19 protein-coding genes, 2 pseudogenes and 1 riboswitch are annotated in these 19,140 nt (G+C 43.6%); of the genes and pseudogenes, 8 read left to right on the top strand and 13 right to left on the bottom strand.

Features of this window, described 5'->3' with window-relative positions; all coding sequences use genetic code 11:
* Positions 1–71 precede the first annotated feature (71 nt).
* The 7 genes and pseudogenes from OCT63_RS15460 to OCT63_RS15430 form a co-directional block, all read right to left on the bottom strand.
* Positions 72–806 (bottom strand): annotated as a pseudogene (locus OCT63_RS15460) (ABC transporter permease); the annotation flags it as partial.
* 118 nt (positions 807–924) lie between these two features.
* Entirely contained in the window at positions 925–1,704 is a 780-nt protein-coding gene (locus tag OCT63_RS15455; protein ID WP_269984018.1) for an ABC transporter ATP-binding protein, read from the bottom strand.
* Positions 1,694–2,587, bottom strand: a complete 894-nt coding sequence (gene thiD, locus OCT63_RS15450; protein ID WP_161755490.1) for a bifunctional hydroxymethylpyrimidine kinase/phosphomethylpyrimidine kinase — start codon at positions 2,585–2,587, stop codon at positions 1,694–1,696. The genes OCT63_RS15455 and thiD overlap by 11 nt, the downstream gene beginning before the upstream one ends.
* Before the next feature lie 96 nt (positions 2,588–2,683).
* A riboswitch (TPP riboswitch) is annotated at positions 2,684–2,795 on the bottom strand.
* A gap of 76 nt (positions 2,796–2,871) precedes the next feature.
* Positions 2,872–3,810 (bottom strand): DMT family transporter, encoded by a 939-nt coding sequence (locus OCT63_RS15445; protein WP_161684597.1) that lies wholly within the window; start codon positions 3,808–3,810, stop codon positions 2,872–2,874.
* Between the two features lie 77 nt (positions 3,811–3,887).
* A complete protein-coding gene (locus OCT63_RS15440; protein ID WP_060469730.1) occupies positions 3,888–4,628 on the bottom strand; it encodes a helix-turn-helix domain-containing protein in 741 nt (246 codons plus the stop codon).
* A 247-nt stretch (positions 4,629–4,875) separates the two neighbouring features.
* Entirely contained in the window at positions 4,876–5,127 is a 252-nt protein-coding gene (locus OCT63_RS15435) for a DUF2999 family protein (RefSeq protein ID WP_004731647.1), read from the bottom strand.
* 107 nt (positions 5,128–5,234) lie between these two features.
* On the bottom strand, positions 5,235–6,332 hold the full coding sequence (locus tag OCT63_RS15430; RefSeq protein ID WP_161675187.1) for a YdcF family protein: 1,098 nt from the start codon (positions 6,330–6,332) through the stop codon (positions 5,235–5,237).
* A gap of 324 nt (positions 6,333–6,656) precedes the next feature.
* Here OCT63_RS15430 and OCT63_RS15425 point away from each other — a divergent pair, with 324 nt between their 5' ends.
* From OCT63_RS15425 to map, 3 genes are all read left to right on the top strand, one after another.
* Entirely contained in the window at positions 6,657–7,331 is a 675-nt protein-coding gene (locus OCT63_RS15425) for a glutathione S-transferase family protein (RefSeq protein ID WP_269984017.1), read from the top strand.
* A 359-nt stretch (positions 7,332–7,690) separates the two neighbouring features.
* Entirely contained in the window at positions 7,691–7,915 is a 225-nt protein-coding gene (locus OCT63_RS15420; protein WP_102507429.1) for a ParD-like family protein, read from the top strand.
* Positions 7,908–8,693 (top strand): type I methionyl aminopeptidase, encoded by a 786-nt coding sequence (map, locus tag OCT63_RS15415; protein ID WP_269984030.1) that lies wholly within the window; start codon positions 7,908–7,910, stop codon positions 8,691–8,693. The genes OCT63_RS15420 and map overlap by 8 nt, the downstream gene beginning before the upstream one ends.
* Positions 8,694–9,229: 536 nt before the next feature.
* Here the strand turns inward: map and OCT63_RS15410 are convergent.
* From OCT63_RS15410 to OCT63_RS15400, 3 genes and pseudogenes are all read right to left on the bottom strand, one after another.
* Positions 9,230–9,841, bottom strand: coding sequence for an NAD(P)H-dependent oxidoreductase (locus OCT63_RS15410; protein WP_161679527.1), 612 nt, complete (start codon positions 9,839–9,841; stop codon positions 9,230–9,232).
* A 23-nt stretch (positions 9,842–9,864) separates the two neighbouring features.
* Positions 9,865–10,513, bottom strand: a pseudogene (locus OCT63_RS15405) (carboxymuconolactone decarboxylase family protein).
* Between the two features lie 124 nt (positions 10,514–10,637).
* Positions 10,638–10,988, bottom strand: coding sequence for a cyclophilin-like fold protein (locus tag OCT63_RS15400; RefSeq protein ID WP_161679539.1), 351 nt, complete (start codon positions 10,986–10,988; stop codon positions 10,638–10,640).
* Between the two features lie 524 nt (positions 10,989–11,512).
* Here OCT63_RS15400 and OCT63_RS15395 point away from each other — a divergent pair.
* From OCT63_RS15395 to OCT63_RS15385, 3 genes are all read left to right on the top strand, one after another.
* Complete coding sequence (locus tag OCT63_RS15395; protein WP_161679528.1) at positions 11,513–12,424, top strand: AraC family transcriptional regulator; 912 nt, start codon at positions 11,513–11,515, stop codon at positions 12,422–12,424.
* Between the two features lie 367 nt (positions 12,425–12,791).
* On the top strand, positions 12,792–13,961 hold the full coding sequence (locus OCT63_RS15390) for an iron-containing alcohol dehydrogenase (protein ID WP_269984016.1): 1,170 nt from the start codon (positions 12,792–12,794) through the stop codon (positions 13,959–13,961).
* A 116-nt stretch (positions 13,962–14,077) separates the two neighbouring features.
* Positions 14,078–14,947, top strand: a complete 870-nt coding sequence (locus tag OCT63_RS15385) for an aldo/keto reductase (protein WP_161679530.1) — start codon at positions 14,078–14,080, stop codon at positions 14,945–14,947.
* A gap of 213 nt (positions 14,948–15,160) precedes the next feature.
* Here the strand turns inward: OCT63_RS15385 and OCT63_RS15380 are convergent, their stop codons facing one another.
* The gene (locus OCT63_RS15380) at positions 15,161–16,261 is read right to left on the bottom strand and encodes a CocE/NonD family hydrolase (protein WP_269984015.1); all 1,101 of its coding nucleotides are present in this window, start codon (positions 16,259–16,261) and stop codon (positions 15,161–15,163) included.
* Positions 16,262–16,836: 575 nt separating this feature from the next.
* Between OCT63_RS15380 and OCT63_RS15375 the strand changes: the two genes are divergently transcribed.
* Positions 16,837–17,019 (top strand): hypothetical protein, encoded by a 183-nt coding sequence (locus OCT63_RS15375; RefSeq protein WP_161679532.1) that lies wholly within the window; start codon positions 16,837–16,839, stop codon positions 17,017–17,019.
* Positions 17,020–17,129: 110 nt separating this feature from the next.
* On the top strand, positions 17,130–17,624 hold the full coding sequence (locus OCT63_RS15370) for an MFS transporter (protein ID WP_269984014.1): 495 nt from the start codon (positions 17,130–17,132) through the stop codon (positions 17,622–17,624).
* Between the two features lie 99 nt (positions 17,625–17,723).
* On the opposite strand, the gene OCT63_RS15365 is transcribed toward OCT63_RS15370, so the two are convergent.
* Positions 17,724–18,464, bottom strand: a complete 741-nt coding sequence (locus OCT63_RS15365) for an SDR family NAD(P)-dependent oxidoreductase (protein ID WP_161679533.1) — start codon at positions 18,462–18,464, stop codon at positions 17,724–17,726.
* A gap of 83 nt (positions 18,465–18,547) precedes the next feature.
* Positions 18,548–18,994: a MarR family winged helix-turn-helix transcriptional regulator gene (locus tag OCT63_RS15360; protein ID WP_140072824.1), complete on the bottom strand. Its 447-nt coding sequence runs from the start codon at positions 18,992–18,994 to the stop codon at positions 18,548–18,550.
* Positions 18,995–19,140 lie beyond the last annotated feature (146 nt).

Raw genomic sequence — 19,140 nt, 5'->3', positions numbered from 1 at the left:
TTAACGAGGTGTTATTTAGATAAATCGCCTTGAGCGAAGCTTTATTAAACAAAGAGTTATTGAGCGAACCATCACTGGTTCTCCCAAGGTATAGCTTTTTTAAGTAATTTGTCTGTGATGAAGTAGAGCGAGATAGACAGCACCGCCAAGATAAACAAGGCCGCAAACATCTCATCAATGATCATGCGCGCATTGGCTTGCAACATTAAGTAACCAAGCCCTTCACTCGAACCCACCCACTCACCGACAACGGCGCCAATTGGGGCAATAACCACAGCCACACGAATACCAGATGCTAATGTTGGCAGCGCAGCAGGCAGTTGGATGTGACGAAGCAGTTGCCATTTCGATGCGCCCATCGTCTTGGCGAGATCAAGATAACCTGTCGGTGTATTACGCAGGCCGTCATAGCAACAGGTCGTCACGGGGAAGAAGATAATGATCGCCGCCATCACGACTTTTGAGGCGATGCCATAGCCCAGCCACAGCATCAACACTGGCGCGATCGCAAACACGGGGATCGCTTGGCTAGCGATTAAGATAGGCAACAGCCAACGTTTTAGCGGTTCGAACATCAACATCTGCAGAGCGAAAAACAGCCCCATGGATAAACCGAGCAATAGACCAAGTAAGATCTCCTGCGCAGTCACCCAAGTGTGCTTGAGTAACACATCATAGCGTTCGATTAGTTTAATAAAGACTTCTGCAGGCGCTGGCAGAATGAAGCTCGGCATCTCGAAGATAACCACCACCATCTGCCATAAACCAAGAATCACAGCACTGCTGATAAGCAACCGCATAACGGGACTCATCTGCCGAGGGTGAGCAAGTTTGGTTTGTGTCTCGGTTGAACTTTCTACCCCTGAGCTTTGCACTGCTACGTTTTCTATCTTTGAGCTAGCCACAGCTTCACTTTGCGTTAGATCATTCATAGTCACGCTCCAACTGCTCTAAAATCGCTTGTTGTAACTCAGCACATTTACCGTCTAACATTCTTGGTGTCGCTGTATTAGGCACAGATAATGACTGGGCACTCGCAGGTGTACCTTGCAGCACATACAAGTTATCCGCCAAACGCACCGCTTCTTGTGGATCATGCGTTATCAACACAACGGTTTTATCTCTTAACAGCTCACACGCTAAGCTTTGTAGCTTATGCCTTGTTACCGCATCCAGCGCAGAGAAAGGTTCATCCATCAGCACGACGGGCTTGTCTTGCATTAAAGTTCGAGCCAAAGCAACACGTTGACGCATACCACCAGACAATTGATCCGGCATGGCATTCGCGTAATCAGCCAAACCAACCGAAGCCAGCAACTCCAGTGCTTGGTTGGTTTGAGATTGTTTATTGGATGCTTGGCTTTGATGCTTGGCTGCGGGATTTTGAAAACGATGACTCAGGCACACATTGTCGATAACCGACAACCATGGCAGTAACAAATCTTGCTGCGCCATGTAAGCAATGCGATCCGTTAAAGGCAGGTCATCGGACGTTTCCAATGTGCCGTGCCAATCTACCTTGTCGTCTAGTAAACCTGCGAGATAACGCAACACGGTAGTTTTCCCGCAGCCACTTCGCCCAAGCAACACCGTCCACTTACCCGCGTTTAAACTAAGTGACAGCCCCGACAAGGTGGCGTGCTCACTATCGCGGTAGCGCAAGGTCGCGTTGCTGAGTTGAACACCAATCCTATTAGCGGACATTACCGTGCCCAACGAAAAAGTGATGTACAGGGCCGTGGCCTTCACCGACTTGAAGTTCATCAGCATGAGCAATAGCGTGAGAAATATATTGTTTTCCTAGTTCGACAGCTTTCTCAAGCGTGTTGTCTTGAGCCAAGAAAGAAGCAATCGCAGAGGAGAGCGTGCACCCCGTGCCATGAGTGTTCTGGGTAGGAAAACGCTTCGCACTAATCAGGGCCGATGTGGTTGGCAAAATCAATAGATCGTTACTGTTCTCATCCTTCTCTAAGTGGCCGCCTTTGAGAAGAACGGCTTTGGCACCCAGTGCGCGTAGGTCTTCAATCATGCCCTGCATTTCAGCTTCGCTTTTAGGCACGGCTTTCCCTGTCAGGGCCGCGCCTTCTGGCAAGTTAGGCGTAATGATGTCAGCCAGCGGAATCAGCTCTTGCTTTAATGTACTAATGGCAGAGGTTGCTAGCAGCAAGTCACCGCTGGTTGCCACCATTACAGGGTCAATGACGAGGTACTTGGGTTGGTACTGTTTGATTTTGTCCGCGACAACTTTGATGATTTGCGAATCAGCCAACATGCCGACTTTTACCGCCACTATATTAAGATCAGTAAAGACAGCATCTAATTGACTTGTTACGTGGTCGAGCGGGATAGGAAAAATGGCAGATACGCCTTGGGTGTTCTGAGAAGTGATAGCGGTAATCACAGAACAAGCAAAACTACCGGTTGCAGACATGGCTTTGATGTCTGCCTGAATACCTGCGCCGCCGCCGCTGTCAGAGCCCGCGATGGTTAAAACAATTGGAGTGTTTGATCGAATCGAACTGTCAATAGGGATCTGACAAGTTGAGGCTCTTGGAGTTAAAACTGGTGGAATAGAACTGTGTGTCATTGTCGCTCCTACTATCTTGCAAGACGTAGGAGAACCAACACTGACCGGAGGAAATGCCGCATTAAACTCATGAAAGCTTTCATGGATGCAGACGTAGATCGAGTGCTTATAGTTCCCTACGCCAGTGTTAACTGAATCAGGTTCAACGGGTCTCGAATAACGATCTCAGCAAACACCAATTAAGGTATATGCCCCCCGACTATTAATAGCGATAGTAACAGCACTCTTGCAACTGAGATACTCCTTTTATTCAATTATAAGAATCACGCATGAATAAAATTCAACTAAGTCATATTTAACAATGCGTTAGATTCGCTTTGGCGTCGTTGTGACTGAAGAAATAAGCACAGCACGATCAAAACCATACCTAACCATCCCGTAAATGGAATAAGTTCACCCACAATACACACGGCGAGTACTGCGGCAACAACGGGTTCAAGCAAGGTAATCAAATTGGCACTACTCGCAGTCACATGTCGTAAGCCATAGGCAAAAGCGATGTAACCCAAGCACTGAGGAATTAACGTCAAGTAACCCATGACCAAGCTATTGATGTTTGATGCGAATAAGTTATCTCCAGTAAACCAGAGTGTTGGTAGCAGCAACATTGCACCTAAGCCAAAAATGCTGCCCATTGCTGCTTGAGACTCAATATCCTTGTCTATCAGAGCTTTTGTCGCCCACGAATAAATGGCGTAACACAAACCTGCAACCAAGCCTAAAGCTATGCCTAATAACTTCAAATCATCACCGGACTTGCTCACCGATGCCGACTCTGAAAACACCAGCAACCCGATCCCAATCACACCTATAGCAAAGCTAGTAAGCCAACGTTTGGTGATGTTATTATTTTTGCTGATAAGACACTCTAAGAGAGCAGAAAAGAACGGCGCAGTAGCAATCGAAACGACGGTACCAATCGCTACGCCTGATAATTTCATTGAAGAATAGAAAGCTAAAGGATAAACCGCCAAAGCCAAAGCGCTCACTGCCAACAGCTTCTTGTTCTGCAAAAGTTTGTCGAAAGCGAATAGGATTTTTCGATACGCCAAGCCCGCTTGCATTAGGCCACCGACGCCCATAGAGAAAGCACCAATCGCTAATGGACTGAGATCAGGCGCAAAGCTTGCGGCAGTGCCTGTTGTCCCCCACAAGACAGAAGCAAACAAGATGGCTAAAGTGCCCATTTGGAATTCGTTAACGCGATTGATGGCGAGATTCATTGCTATTACCCAGTTTATTTTCATTTCGGAAATAGATAATAGTGAATAAGCTAAGTAATTAGTTTGCTAAAAGGACGCTATTGTTGTTTCGAAAGACTCTCTTTCATCGAACCTAAAAACGCTCTTGGAGACATTCCAAAGTGCTGAGAGAAGCGGCGACTGAACGCAGAAATGTCACTATATCCGACGTTTTCTGCAACCAATTGAACCGGTAAATCGGTATGGCTTAACAAGGCTTGCGCTTTCTCCATACGATATCGAGTGATGTATTTAAGCGCGCTGATACCAAGGCACTCTTTGAAGCGTTTCTTAAACTGAGTGGGGCTCAAGCACGCCGTTTCTGCCAGCTGTGAAATAGATAGTTGTTGAGCGTAATTATCCGCAATGAGCCTTTGCACCGCACGGATTCTTGGGTCAATGCTCTTGCTCACTTGTTGTTGCTCTAACAGCAATGAAAATACATCCAAAATTGATGATTCAATACCACTGTCTACTTGATGCTCCAACTGCTTCTCAACAAACAGTAAGAAGCTCATCAAAGGCGGTGTAATCGCAAATACAGAGAGTTCTTGATCTAACAAGTGCTGAGGCAACACGGTCATATCAGCAACAATAAACCGCGCTGCTTCATTCGCTTTAAACGCGTGAGCTGTGGTTACCGGAATTACCACGCACTCGCCGACCGCCACTTTACCGACATAACCAACCATTTCAATGCTAATACTCCCCTGAATAGGCAGCACCAACTGATGGTAGCCATCATGAGCATGAGTATTGAATTGCTTGGTGTAAGATCGAATGCTTAAGCTAGATTTCATGAGCAACGCCGGAATTCAGTTTTTGAGAGCAAGAGTGTTAATGAAAAACTACATGATTTAAGAGAGGGAGTCACATCGAGCTGGAATTAGTTTGTCCTATCCCCAGCTCTAGCCTGCTGTTTGGATCAAAAAAGCCGTCTAAGTACTGATACTCAAACGGCTTTTTACACAAGTCTAATTAGCGTTGCCAAGAACAGTTAACCGAATCAACTAACGCTCATTAACTAAAGAACTCATTCACACTCGATTATTTTTGAAGTTGCTCTTTAGCGGCTTCAACCTTAGAAAAGTCTAGGCCAAGCTCTTCAACGGCTTCTTTGATTAGCGCAGGGTTTTGCATTACCTGACCCATCAGCATTTGAAGCTTATCTTGTGGTAAACCAAGTTGGCTGATTGTCGCCATTGCTGCAAGAGGGTTCTCGGTCAACGTTTTGAATAACTCGCTGATCTGCTCGTCGCTAATATTATTCTCTTTCAACATTGCTAAAATCGGGTTCATTTTTTTGCCTTTGAAACACTAAATTAAGTAGAAGCACAGCATACCATCTAGCTGTGCTCGATTGTACTAGCAACTTATGCTTTGCCTACTGTGAAGTAACGCTAAGCCTATCGAGATTCTAATGGGTAAGAACGGTAACTCCACATCCCGTAGGTTCTTAGAGCGTCACGATAAATACCTAACAGTTCACCACTGCTTGCTTTCTTAAGGCTTTCTAACGGCTTGTCTGGGTAAGCAACCGTATCAAAGGTGATTCCTTGAGGGCCAGTTTGCCAGCTCGCAATTTCAAACAAGGTTTGACCACGACGAACATGGCTCGCCGAGCTAATAATGGTCGCATGTTTAATATTATGGCGAGCAAGCGCATAGCTACTGAACAAGGCATTACCTACCGTGCTAGTCGCATAGTTCTCTTCAATGATACGGTCTTTATTCACCCCTTTCGAGATAAGCCAATTCGCCATCAACTTGCCTTCTGTCTTATGGTTCTTAGGCACGCCACCCGTTAACACGATCATCGCGTCTGGGTTGGCTTTAGACATTGCCAGTGTCGTTTCAAGACGCTCAATCAAGATCTCATGCATAGAGCCATCTGGGTTCAGCGCGTAACCCAAAGTAACAATCGCACCGTGATCGCTCAATAGGCCTTTAGCCGCCGATTTTTTCAACGGTGTTTCTAGTACGCGATCGATCGTAGCAAAGATACGTTTGATGTCTTCGGCTTTGCCTTTGTTCAGGCTCTCAAGCTTCTGCATATGCTTATTAGATTCACTGTCATTGCCATCAAATCTTTGCCAAACCGCAAGGTACGCATGCAAGTCAACATCGTCTGGCGCAACTGTCAGTGCTTGCTCAAATAGCTCAATGGCTCGCTCTGCATTCTTATTGTAGATCTGAGCGTTCGCTGCCGAGATCAGCAAGTCAGTACGGTAAGGCTCAAGTTTGTAGGCTTCTAACAATCGGTTGGTCACAATTTCCATGTTGCTTGGCATTTTAGCCGTGAAGCCCGCGTGAGAAATTCTTGCCGGAGACTTAAACGCCTGCAACGCATCAAGAAGCAATTGGTCGACAACTTGTCGCTTAGTCACCAACTGCGCGTAATCGGCAGAAGCCTGTACTGCGCCATCGTTAGCAGCAAAAGAATAAGGTGTTGCGCCAAAGGCTAGCATGCCACCAAGAGCGAGGGCGATAATGTTCTTTTTCATGGAAAGATCCTGTGTCGTTTTAAGTGTTCACATCAGATTTGCTCCCCAATGTAAGCCCCTAGTATTAAAAAACCGTGAAGCACCAATCAAAAACCCAAACTCCGCATAAAACAACGAATCGAAGAAGCAGCTTTAAGGTCATTTTTTCAACAAGTTAACAACCAACACACTAGATAATTCTATGCTGATTCACGTTTAGATAACGAAGTTATTGCGACATAGAGGCTGAATGCGAATCGGCGTATTTTGAAGTCACTCAAAATCAATTGTTGAACGATCGTTCAAGCGGTGTTTTAATGAATGACCAATACAAGGAGTTATCCCATGCTTAAGTTCTATTTTCACCAAACACCCAACCCAATGAAGATCGCTCTGTTTCTAGAAGAGACAGGCCTAGATTTTGAACTGGTTCCTGTCGATACCTTAAAAGGCGAGCAACACACGCCGGAATATCGTTTGATTAACCCGAACGGCAAAACACCTGCGATTGAAGATGATGGACAACGTGTATTCGACTCTAACGCTATCCTTCTTTACCTATCAGAGAAAACTGGCAAGCTAGCGGGACAACCAGAAGACAGAGCAGAACTTCTATCTTGGATGATGTTCATCGCGAGCGGCCTTGGTCCATACTCTGGCCAATCGGTACACTTCCGTCATGCAGCCCCAGCAGGCTTAGATTACGCTGTGAACCGTTACCTACGTGAAGCACAACGTCACTACGAAGTGTTAGAAAAGCATATGGAAGGTCGTGAATTTATCGTCGGAAATGAGTACACCATTGTCGATGTCGCGGCATGGGGTTGGATTGATAAAGCACCGTTCGTGCTTGGTGAAGAAGGCCTAGATCCTTACCCGAACTTGAAGCGCTGGTTTAACGCAATCAACACTCGCCCAGCTGCACTGCGTGCGCGTGAAACCGGCAAAGACGTTGAATTTAAAACCGAACGTGATGAAGAAGCGAAACGAGCACTGTTTCCTTCGAATTATGCGAAGTAGAAGAGAGCTGAGAGTTAACACTTTCCGAAATGATGGTTAAAACCCCAAACATAAAGAGCCGCTAAAAAGCGGCTCTTTCTATTCAAATCATATTGAAAAGTCACGACTTGATATTTTTGAGGATTGATACGCAGTTTCGATATTCGTAATTATCCACTTCTCTCAAACACATTTCTGGATAAAAGTTTGCTAGCGACATTGCAAATTAACAATTTATGAATAACTAAAGGTATAGAAACCTTCTTAATGAAATGTCCAGTATTATTGGTACAGACTAATCCAATGGCTTCTAGCCGATTTGACACGACAGCGCCTTAAAAATACAATACATATACGTTTTGTATATTAAGTGTATATCAATGGGTATTGTTAAAATTTCAGAAGAACTGCATGAAGAACTTCGTAAAGCAAGTTCGGTCATGTCACGTTCAATCAATTCGCAAGCAGAGTTTTGGATCAAAATGGGTATGTTAGCCGAGCTACATCCTCAGCTTTCATTTAATCAAATCATGACTAATCTAATGCAATCTGCGAATGTTTCGGCTACAAACATTTCAACACCTGAAGAGCATTATGATGCATAGTCAAGTAATGATTAAATCCGAAGAAGATATCTCTTTGATGCGAGAATCAGGTAAGTTACTTGCGCAGGCTTTTAAGATGCTTGACGAATACGTCCAACCTGGCATCTCTACGATGGATATTAACAATAAAGTTGAACAGTATATTGTTAATGAACTCAACGCTCGCCCTGCAAGCAAAGGACAGTATGATTATCAATATGTATTAAATTCATCGATAAATGAAGTAGTGTGCCACGGAGTACCTAAACAGACTGAGATTTTAAAAAATGCTGACATTATCAACCTAGATATTACTCTAGAAAAGAACGGATTCATTGCAGATTCAAGCAAAATGTATGTCATGCCTTCAGCCTCACCGCTTGCTATTCAATTGGTAAAAACAACTTATAACGCTATGTGGGAAGGCATTAAGAACGTAAAACCTGGAGCAAAACTTGGTGACATTGGTCATGCAATACAAAGACATGCAGAATCCCATGGATACAGTATTGTAAGAGAGTATTGTGGACATGGAATAGGTCGTGAAATGCATGAAGAACCACAGGTGCTTCATTACGGTCATCCAAATAGTGGACTCACATTAAAAGAGGGAATGATATTCACTATTGAACCAATGGTGAATCAGGGTACCGCGAAGATAAAAACCAAAAAAGATGGTTGGACGGTCGTTACTAGAGATAAAAAACTCTCTGCACAATCGGAACATACCGTATTGGTCACTCGTACAGGTTATGAGGTTCTCACGCTGAGAGAAGACGAGAAGCTGCCAACGATGTGATGGTTGACCGTGAAACTTTCGGTCAAAACTAATGTAGCAATTCATAAGAAATAATAATTCAATTTGGACACACGCCAACCATCTATAACTATGCCTCAAATCGTTTTGGGTCAATAATGTGTTTGCAAGTCCCAAACAAAAAAGAGCCGCAAAAGCGGCTCTTGATTTTCAAACTATTGTAGAAACAACCATAAAGTGATAATAACGAATCAATTAAAATCATAGACTTAATCGAAAAACAACCATATCTTGATATCACACAAAACAACCATAAGTTGATATTTTTGTGAATCGAGTATTTCAGAAAAAATACTGTAGTAAGAAAATTACTTTCAGCATTCTGGTGCAAACACCTCATCAATCCGCATTCGAGGTGCTTAATCCTTTATCTAAACGGTAACAGCGCTAGCAAGGTTTTGGACAGAAGTGAGTTTGAGTTTTTGCTTAAATTGGCTAAACACAAATAACCTCAAGTATGGAAAACAATATAACTCAATCTCCATACTTATTTGTACAAATCCACGAACATAACAGACTTAATGCTTTAGCCTTTCAATCAGTACCTGCTGATACTCAGGCAATTTTGAACTAGAAACCGATTGAAATGCCAATGGTGTTAAATAGGTCATTCCTGCATGCAACGCACTCGCTTTCATTGACAAAAAAACATCTTCTAATTTAACGCCTATCCTGCCTGATTCACCGTAGGTACTTGCCCCTCCAGCGGCGGTTGTAACCAATAGCATTTCTTTACCTTGCCACGAGCCCGGTCCTACGCTACCCCAAACATCGTTCATGTAAGCTTTCATCATTGGTGTAATGTTGAACCAATGAGTAGGAAACATAAACACGATGCGATCATGCTGCCTGGTTAACTCACGCTCTTTTTGTGCATCGATAGCGCGGGTATCAAAACCGTAAATGGACTCTAAATTTCTGACCGTTACCCCTTCAACACTTTCGGCTGCTTGTTGCATGCCCCTTGTCATAACAGATCGTTCTGGGTAAGGGTGCGAAACAATGACCAACGTTTTTACATCGGTTTCATGCATTGGTTCATCTGCATATACAGCACTGATACATGCTAGCCATAAGATCTGGCAAGCCGCCAAAAACCACATCAGATTATTTGCTACCTTCCTTTTCATTCCACTATATTCCTACTTTCTAATTAGTTTTTATCTAGGACTGAATCCAAAACAGTTTTTGCATTATTAGCAACACCTTCACCACAATATTTTTTAATGACCATTATGAATTCATTTAGCTCATCAACTGTCACATTATTATTCATGCTGATGTTGTAATGAGCGGCTAATTGACTGTTCACTCCTGGTATATTTGCTAAGGTAGCAATTGTTGCGATTTCGCGTTGTTTCCAAGTCAACACATCACGGGCAAAAATGTCACCGAATAAATGTGATTTCAGGTATTCATCTATTTGTGGCGCGAAATCAAATAGCGCTCCTTTCACTTCAACGCCGATGAGCTTAGTTTGGTTTTCTGCACCAAACTCTAAGCTAGTTTTATCTGTGGGTAATTGTGACGATTCCGGTCCATCCACATCTTCAATACCTTTACTCTCTCTCTTCGAGAACCTGCATAAATGCTGCAAGCGCATTTAAACTGCGCGGAAAGCCTGCATAAGCATACAGTTGTCCAAGCACTTCTTTGGTTTCATTGATGGTGAGACCAGCTTCTAATCCGTCGTTTAAACTCACCTTTAACTTATCTATTTCCCCACTTGCCGCAAATGCAGCAATAGGAATAATCGCTTTATCTTTGCTATCGAAACCTTCTGAAGCTATTGCTGTATTCATAAAAAACACTCCTAATAAATTTGCCAGAAAAATAAGAAATTTATTGGTATATTTTTCTATATTAAACATTTCACTCTCCTTTGTTTCCTTTCGATATCCATAAATAATTGCTTTGTACAGACTATTACTCGAAAACCTCAATGGTTACCTTCATTGAGTCGCCCGATATTAAGCGAGATACGTCTCCGTCTATCTTGCCAAGATTTATCAGACCAGATGCGTAGCCAAAATTTTTGTAAAAAACAACCAAATTACCCCAAGGTGCATAGTAAGAAATATCTCCTACTTTCGAACTCACGCCCGCTGGCGCGCCTTCCTTAGTTAATTTTGAAGGTAAGTACGCTATTTTTTCGGTATTTGCGTAATCTTCCAGTTCTAACGTTAGTGGCAATTGTGCGATAAAATCCTGTGTGCTTGGGCTGTCATTTAACGTTGCAGTGACAGTCCGATCATCAAATACAAAACGAATTTGCATGGTTCTTTCCCCGTAAATAGAGTCACTCTCGGTCACGTTGTTAGAAGCGGTGCAGTGTTGACTGATAAATAACAAGGGTAAGACTAAAAGTGTGGATAAAACGGTATTACGCCAGTATTCCAATTGCATATATGTCACTATCCTTAACTCTGTCTAAATCTAAGCAAGCTCTAGTAAGCCAATAACAACCCGAAGCCGATAAACCATAGTTGCAGTGACCACGCATTAAACTTGCGCCCAAATGATAGAAACCGTTAGCCTAATGCTTGCTAATGCTTGCCTAATATTCCAAACTACAATATGTAGGTCACAAGAAGCTAAGGTATACCCTGCAAACCAACAATTATTCGTTATGCAATGAGTTACTTTTCATTGAGATGTGCTTTCACTCATTACTAGTATTGAATTTACTGAGCAAAAGCCAGACATACTCATCATGAATAAATTGCCTAATAATCTTCATAAAAAAGAATTAGCTGTTATAACTGAACTAGCCCAACCCTTTAGTTGCCAGTGGAGTAACAATGAACGATTTGCACGACATGAATACGGCAGCAGCAGTCCTTGCTGAAAAAATCCAAAAGTGGACGGGAGATGCCACTCAATTTGATACCGAGATCCCCGGGCTTAAATTGAGCCGTTGGACAACGCCTACACAACCGACTAGTTACAGCCATAAACCGAGTATCTGTCTTATTGCGCAAGGTAAGAAACGCGTATTGCTCGGCGGAGATAGCTTCACCTATGACACGAACCATTTCCTGATCTCATCGGTCAACTTACCGATCACTGCCAACATTGTAGAAGCCACTGAAGAAGCACCCTATCTTGGGCTGATCATGGAACTGGATTTACAAGAGATTTCTCAGCTTATTGTCGATAGCGAGCTTTCTTTTAATTCCAGCAAAGAAGCGCAAAAAGGTATTGCCGTCGGTGAGCTTTCTGCCTATCTACAGGATGCATTTATCCGTCTGATGGCTCTACTCGATGAACCAGAAAACATTAAAATCCTCGCTCCGGTGATTAAGCGAGAAATTTTCTATCGACTACTGATGACAGAGCAAGGTGCAAGGTTAAACCAAATCGTGACAACGGGCAGTCACAGCCACCAAATTGCCAAAGCGATTGATTGGCTAAAGAACAACTTTGTAAAGCCGTTAAGCGTTGGAGACCTCGCAGCGTATAGTGGCATGAGTAAGTCTGCGTTCTACACCCATTTTCGCTCAATGACTTCAATGACGCCGCTCCAGTTTCAGAAGAAGTTGCGATTAAGTGAAGCACGCCGCTTGATGTTGACAGAGAACTTAGATGCGATGGCGACAACATTTAAAGTGGGTTATGAAAGCCCTTCTCAGTTCAGCCGTGAATACAGCCGCCTGTTTGGCGCGCCGCCGTCAAAAGACATTAAGACTCTAAGACAAGCTAATACCGCGTAAGTTTGTTGTCCTCCGGCGACTGAAAACCGGAGTCACCCTCTCGCCAAGAACATCAAATTGTGCAATAAAAATCAAACTCCAAGTCATCCCCCCAAACCTCAAAAAACACAAAAGTTAATTAAATTCAATAAATTATAAATACTGGCATTTTAAATCACCCTACAGTTATAAATTGCGATCTTTATGAATTGGAATAATAGGCAAGACTCAGCGACAATCTGACATTCACTAAAACCCTATATCTTTCTAAAATTACCGTCATATTAAACACGTTTGCGATTCAGTTTGTGAGCGAAAGTAAACGCCTTGTGACTTCAAGTCTCTAAACTATAAGTCATAAGTTCTGACACCTTAGAAGGATGTGACCATGCAATTAGATTTCTCATACTACAACCCGACAACAATCCACTTCGGTAAAGAGTCGCTATCCAAATTGGACGATGAACTGCCAAACTATGGCAATACTGTTTTGCTTGTATACGGTCGTAACGCAATTAAATCGAACGGTATTTACGATAAAGTAATGGCTAGCCTGTCTACTGCTGGTAAAAAAGTCGTCGAATTATCAGGTGTGATGCCAAACCCGACTTACGACAAAATGATGGAAGGTGTTGAACTTGTTCGTGCGCACAAAGTAGACCTTATTCTTGCTGTAGGTGGCGGTTCAGTGGTTGACTGCGCGAAAGGCATCTCGGTGTCAGCGCATTGTGAAGGTCAAGACCCATTCCAGAAATACTGGGTAGATTTTCAAGACCTAGAAAATGATGTGGTTCCAGTTGCTTCAATCCTGACCATGGTTGGCACAGGTTCTGAAATGAATGGTGGTTCGGTAATCACTCACGAAGAAACTAAGTACAAAGCAGGTCGCGTGTTCCCACCAATGGCATACCCTAAGTTCTCTATTCTGAACCCTGAGTACACATTTACTGTCTCTCAATACCAGATGGTAAGCGGCGTGTTCGATACCATGTCGCACCTTATGGAGCAATACTTCTCAGACCAAGGTGCCAACACGACAGATTACCTAATTGAAAGCCTACTTAAATCTTCAATTGACAACTTACGTGTGGCTCTGAAAACACCAGATGACTACGAAGCACGCAGTAACATCATGTGGAATGCAACCTTGGCATTGAACACCATCACTGGTTTGTCTAAAACTCAAGATTGGCAAGTACACATGATTGAGCACCAAGTTGGCGCTTACACAGACTGTGCTCACGGCATGGGGCTAGCCGCTGTATCACTGCCGTACTACCGTTTGATCTACAAGTTCGGTTTAGATAAGTTTGTTCGTTTTGCTACTCAAGTATGGGGTGTATCGACAGAAGGTAAGACAAAAGAGCAAATCGCGCTTGAAGGTATTGATGCGCTAGAAGTATTTACTAAAGAGAGCGGTATCGTCACCTCTTTAGAAGAGCTAGGTGCGACGAAAGAGATGCTACCGAAGATCGCTGAATCAACCATCATCATCGGCAATGGCTACAAAAAGCTGACAAATGAAGAAGTTCTGAACATTCTAGAAGAATGTTTCTAGTTAAATCGTTTCTAACGAAATAGGCTCAAACATTAAAACTCAAAGTGAGCACGACAGCTCGCTTTCTCTTTTCCTCTCAGAGTGAATCTGAATCAGCGCTATAGAGGTTTTCTACTATGGAATATACAACCTTAAGTAATAATCTAGAGATGCCGATGGTCGGTTTCGGTGTTTTTCAAGTAACAGATAAAGACGAATGTAAGCAATCAGTTCTCAGCGCTATCCGTACTGGCTACCGTCTTATCGATACTGCGGCCGTCTATGGCAATGAAGATGCCGTTGGCGACGCTGTACGTGAAGCGATTGCAGAAGGTATTTGTACCCGCGAAGAGCTATTCATCACCTCAAAACTGTGGGTTCAAGACATGGAAAATTACGATGCAGCTTACGCGGGTATCGAAGCCTCACTTGAAAAGTCTGGTTTAGAGTATTTCGATTTGTATCTGCTACACCAAGCGATGGGCGATTACTTTAGTGCTTGGCGTGCGATGGAAGATGCTTATGAGGAAGGAAAGTTAAAAGCAATTGGCGTATCAAACTTCTACGCTCATGTCTTAGCAAACTTCTGCGAAACCGTCAAAGTTAAGCCAATGGTCAACCAAGTTGAACTACACCCTTACTTTGCTCAGCCTGCTGCCCTTGAAACCATGAAACAATATAATGTTCAGCCCGAAGCATGGGCTCCGCTAGGTGGTGGTCGTCACAAACCTTTCGAAGACGAAATGTTAACCGGTATTGCTAATGCGCACGGTAAATCGATCGCGCAGGTGATTTTACGTTGGAACTTACAGCGTGGTGTTACTGTGATTCCAAAATCGGTCAAACAAGCGCGTATTGAAGAGAACTTCGATGTGTGGGATTTCACTCTTTCAGGTGAAGAGATGGATAAAATCAATAGTCTTGATTTGGGCTACGTCAGTGAATCAGTGAAACACTTTAACCCTGAGTTTGTGCGCGGTTGTCTGGGTGTGAAAATTCACGACTAGTAATGGCGAATATAATCATTCCGTCATATTTGAGCTGACCTGTTTTCATTAGTCGCCACTACCCAATAAAACCAATGCCAATCATTTCGTTTACAATGAGTGGCATGGGTATAAGCCGTTCATAACTTTCTCTTGAACGGCTCTTTTTTTTCTTAAATGTACTTTAAATTTCAACGAACTTAGCCAATTGTTAAGCGCATGAAAATCTCTTGCTTATGCTAAGTGTTCTTTAAAGAACCCTTCTATTTTGTCAAAAGGAATCACATCCACCTGATCATAAAGATCGGTATGGGTTGCGTCAGGAATAATCATCAGTTCCTTCGGCTCTGCAGCTGCTTCATAGGCCGTTTCACTGAAGTAGCGAGAGTGTGCCTTCTCACCATGGATAAGCAGCATCGGACGCGGCGATATTTCTGCAATGTAAGTTAAGATTGGCATGTTCATAAACGATAAGGGCGTTGTAATCGTCCATGAAGCATTGGAGTTAATTGCTCTTGGGTGGAAGCCGCGTTGCGGATCTTTATAGTAAGCGGCATATTCAACAACAAATTGCGGTTCACCGCCCTGCAGCTCAAGTGAGACAGGACCGTAAGCAGGTTTACCACTTTCTGCGTCTTTCCAACGTTGTTGTCCCAGCTGCTCGAGACCCTGCGTGCGTTGTTCAAGCGTAACACTGTCGTTATAGCCTTTGGACATAACACGAGTCATATCATACATTGTGCTGGCAACAACCGCTTTAACACGCTTGTCTATTGCTACCGCATTTAATGCCATGCCGCCCCAGCCACAAATACCGATCACACCAATACGCTCGCGATCAACGTTTGACTGTAAACTGATAAAGTCGACTGCCGCACTGAAATCTTCAGTATTGATATCTGGAGAAGCAACATTACGTGGTTCTCCACCGCTTTCACCAGTGTATGACGGGTCAAACGCCAGCGTAACAAATCCGCGTTCAGCCATTGTCTGTGCATAAAGACCAGATGACTGTTCTTTTACTGCACCAAAAGGACCACTAAGAACAATTGCCGCGAGTTTGCCAGAGCTGTTTTTTGGCTGATATAGGTCAGCCGCAAGCGTAATTCCGTAACGGTTTTTGAAGGTAACTTTTTTATGGTCAACTTTATTGCTTTTAGCGAAAGTCTTATCCCAGCTATTACCCAGTTCTAAATTCGAGCTTGCAACAGCCTGACCTCCTGTAAGTGCGCCAACGCTTAAGGCAACAGCGCCTGCACCAGCCATTTTCATTGCATTTCGGCGACTCGCGTCAGGCAAGTCCTGGCTGGTGACTGTATCGTTGTGTTTGTTCATCAGGTTTCTCCTAATCATTCTGCTAATCTTGTCAGCTCAGTATCGACGTTTGCTTTAATCAGCCCTCGTCATGCTGAGACAACTCTGTTAGCTTGAGAACGCACATCAAATGAGAGAACGGCTCTCTCAGCGACGCTTCTTCTGCTATCTATAATGCGTCAAGTCACCAACTTTTCGTTATCCGATTCCTACTGATTTCTTGCACAATTTTCCAAGACTCTAGCTAAAAAATAGAAAACTCATTTTTATCGGCCATCCAAATCCAGACACTGTCAAAACCTAAAAACCCTTTATCTACTGATATTGTTGAAGAAGAATGTTCAGAGCAACAGTTTCAAGCACTCTATTCCTTATTGTGCTTTCTATTAATATTAATTGCCTAATTTTGTATTTGCGCTTCCAGCAAAGACGAACATAACGATTAGACATTTTCTGGCAAGATTTACGGAAGATCGTGCAACGGTATAAACGACTATCCCCATTACAATTAACCTAACGGTTACTCTGACCGTCACTCTGTTACTTCGTCACACGACTTTGGCTTAGTTGTTCTAGGTTGTCGTAAGGATATTCCGGTGTACAAAAACGTTAATCGCTTTTCTTTTGTGGGAGCTTCACTGTCTCTGATGGTGACCTACGTTACTTCTGCGGTACCCATTCCGCTTTATGGTACTTACCAGCTTGAAGACCACGTGAGTTACCTGGAGTTGTCTTTAAGTTCGGTGTCTACTTCATCGGGGCAGTCACCGCGCTACTAAAGCCAAGCTTCACGCTACCTCCTTCTGCTAAGAAAGCATATCCGCTGGCGGCTTGCACATTTGTGTGTACGTGGGCGTTAGGTGGATTTTTCCAGGCATTTGGACCTGCCATGGCGAGAGAGCAATTACACTCCCAAAGTGCGGTAGCGGCTGCATTAGTATTTGCTTCTATCATGGCACCAAGCGTTATTGGCGCTTCTATCGCAGGCCGAATGACGCCATCGAATGCTCAGTTCACTAGTATGCTTTCATTTACGGTGTTTGTCGGGTGCATCTTGTTAGCCCTGCACCAAGGCTTGCTCAGCGCGTTCCTTGTTGCCAGCATCTGTGCAGGGATTGCTCAGGGACTCGTGTTAACAGGCAGTATTGGGAGAATGGTTTCCGGGTTACAGCCGCAAGAACGTGCGAATGTTTTTTCGGTAATTTACGCCACTTCCTATATTGGTGCGGCAATACCCACGTTTATTTCGGGACAGTTATCAGAGCAGTTTAGTCTGTTACAAATTGCCAGCGGCTACGGAGCCTTAGCACTCTTTGGCTCAATCGTCTTGCTGTTAAGCCGTGCTACACGTAATCAGAAAGAGACGATGCGCGAAACGCCTTAGCGATAATGCAGCAAGTGCAAGTATCGATCTAAAAAGCGAGCGGAATACCGCTCGCTTTGTTTTGATAAGTAACTGAACTTAGTATAAACGCCGATTAGATTACTGAATGTACGCCCCACCACATACAGGGTTGTATGTGCCTGTAATGTGAGAACTTGCTTCACTCGCCAGGTAACGTACGGTGTTTGCTACATCTTCAGGCGTTGCTACACGTTGAGTTGGCGTAAACGATCGGATCATCTCTTTGAATTCAGCAGGCGCATCTTTCGTCGCGTCCGTTTCAACTAAGCCTGGAGCCACGATGTTAGAAGTGATACCCAGTGGACCAAGCTCTTGAGCCAGGTATTTACTAAAACTGTCTAGTGCACCTTTCGCTGTGCCGTGAGCAATAAAGTTTGGCGCAGGCACTTCAGACAACGTGCTGGAAATAAACACTAAACGGCCGAATTGTTTTTCTTTCATTCGTTGCGCGGCCAGGTGAGCACTCTGGTATGCCGCGTGCATTTCATCATTCAATTTTTGTGCAAATTCATCCCAGCTCTGTTCGATGAATGGTTTAGCGGTAAAGTTCATGTTGGCATTAGAAACCAGAACATCAACACCACCGTGCTCGTCCACTTGTGCAAACATCGCTTCAAGTTGTGCATCATCACGTACATCCGCCTGAACCGCGAAAGCTTCGCCACCTTTACTGCGGATCTCTTCTGCTAGTTGCTCTGCTACTGTTGAGCTGTTTACATAGTTAATAAAGACACGGTAACCGTCTTCAGATAACGCTTTTGAAGTTGCTGCGCCAATACCACGCGCACCACCAGTAACTAGTGCATTACGTTTAGTCATGTTACTTCCTTATGATTTTTTGAAGGTTAGATTGTGGCAGCGTCTAGTCTATGTGGCTGCCTCACATTACTTAATTAATGCTTTTATCGATTCAGCTGTCTTAAACTGGTAATCACTTTCGATAAATTTTGTTTACTTGCTTGCAGCTCAGCATCGTCAATGCCCTGCTGAGCGTCCTGTAAAACACTCGCAGCAATTTCTTCACACTGTTCAACAACACCTAGGGACTTTTCTGTCAGCATGACAATTTTGCTGCGACTATCATGGGGAGAACGTTGGCGATCAATCCAGCCACGTTTTTCTAAGCCATCGATTGAACGACTGACACTGGATTTCTCCAAATACAATAATTCACAGATCTGACTTTGAGTCATTGCCTCACTGTTTTTCAAAACCAGAATAACGCCCCACTGTTCTGCGGTCATATCGATGCCCGCATCTTTAAAGCGTAACGTTAGTAGTCGATTAAAAAGTCGGCTGGCTAAACCTGTTAAATGGCCAAGAGACTGTTGATGGCTGTAGTTCTTCACTCTTATCTCAATCGTGTCTTTTAATAATAGTTGTATACACAACTATGTGGTTGGTTGTCAATGATCCGTTACCACTCCAAAATCTAATCTATAAAAACTAACGCACAACGAAGTGAACAACTGCTGAGACCTGAGCGATATCGACA

Origin of the sequence: Vibrio sp. RW, from assembly GCF_027587105.1 — a bacterium.
Taxonomy (GTDB): domain Bacteria; phylum Pseudomonadota; class Gammaproteobacteria; order Enterobacterales; family Vibrionaceae; genus Vibrio; species Vibrio toranzoniae.
This window is presented reverse-complemented; position numbering and strand designations above follow the sequence as displayed.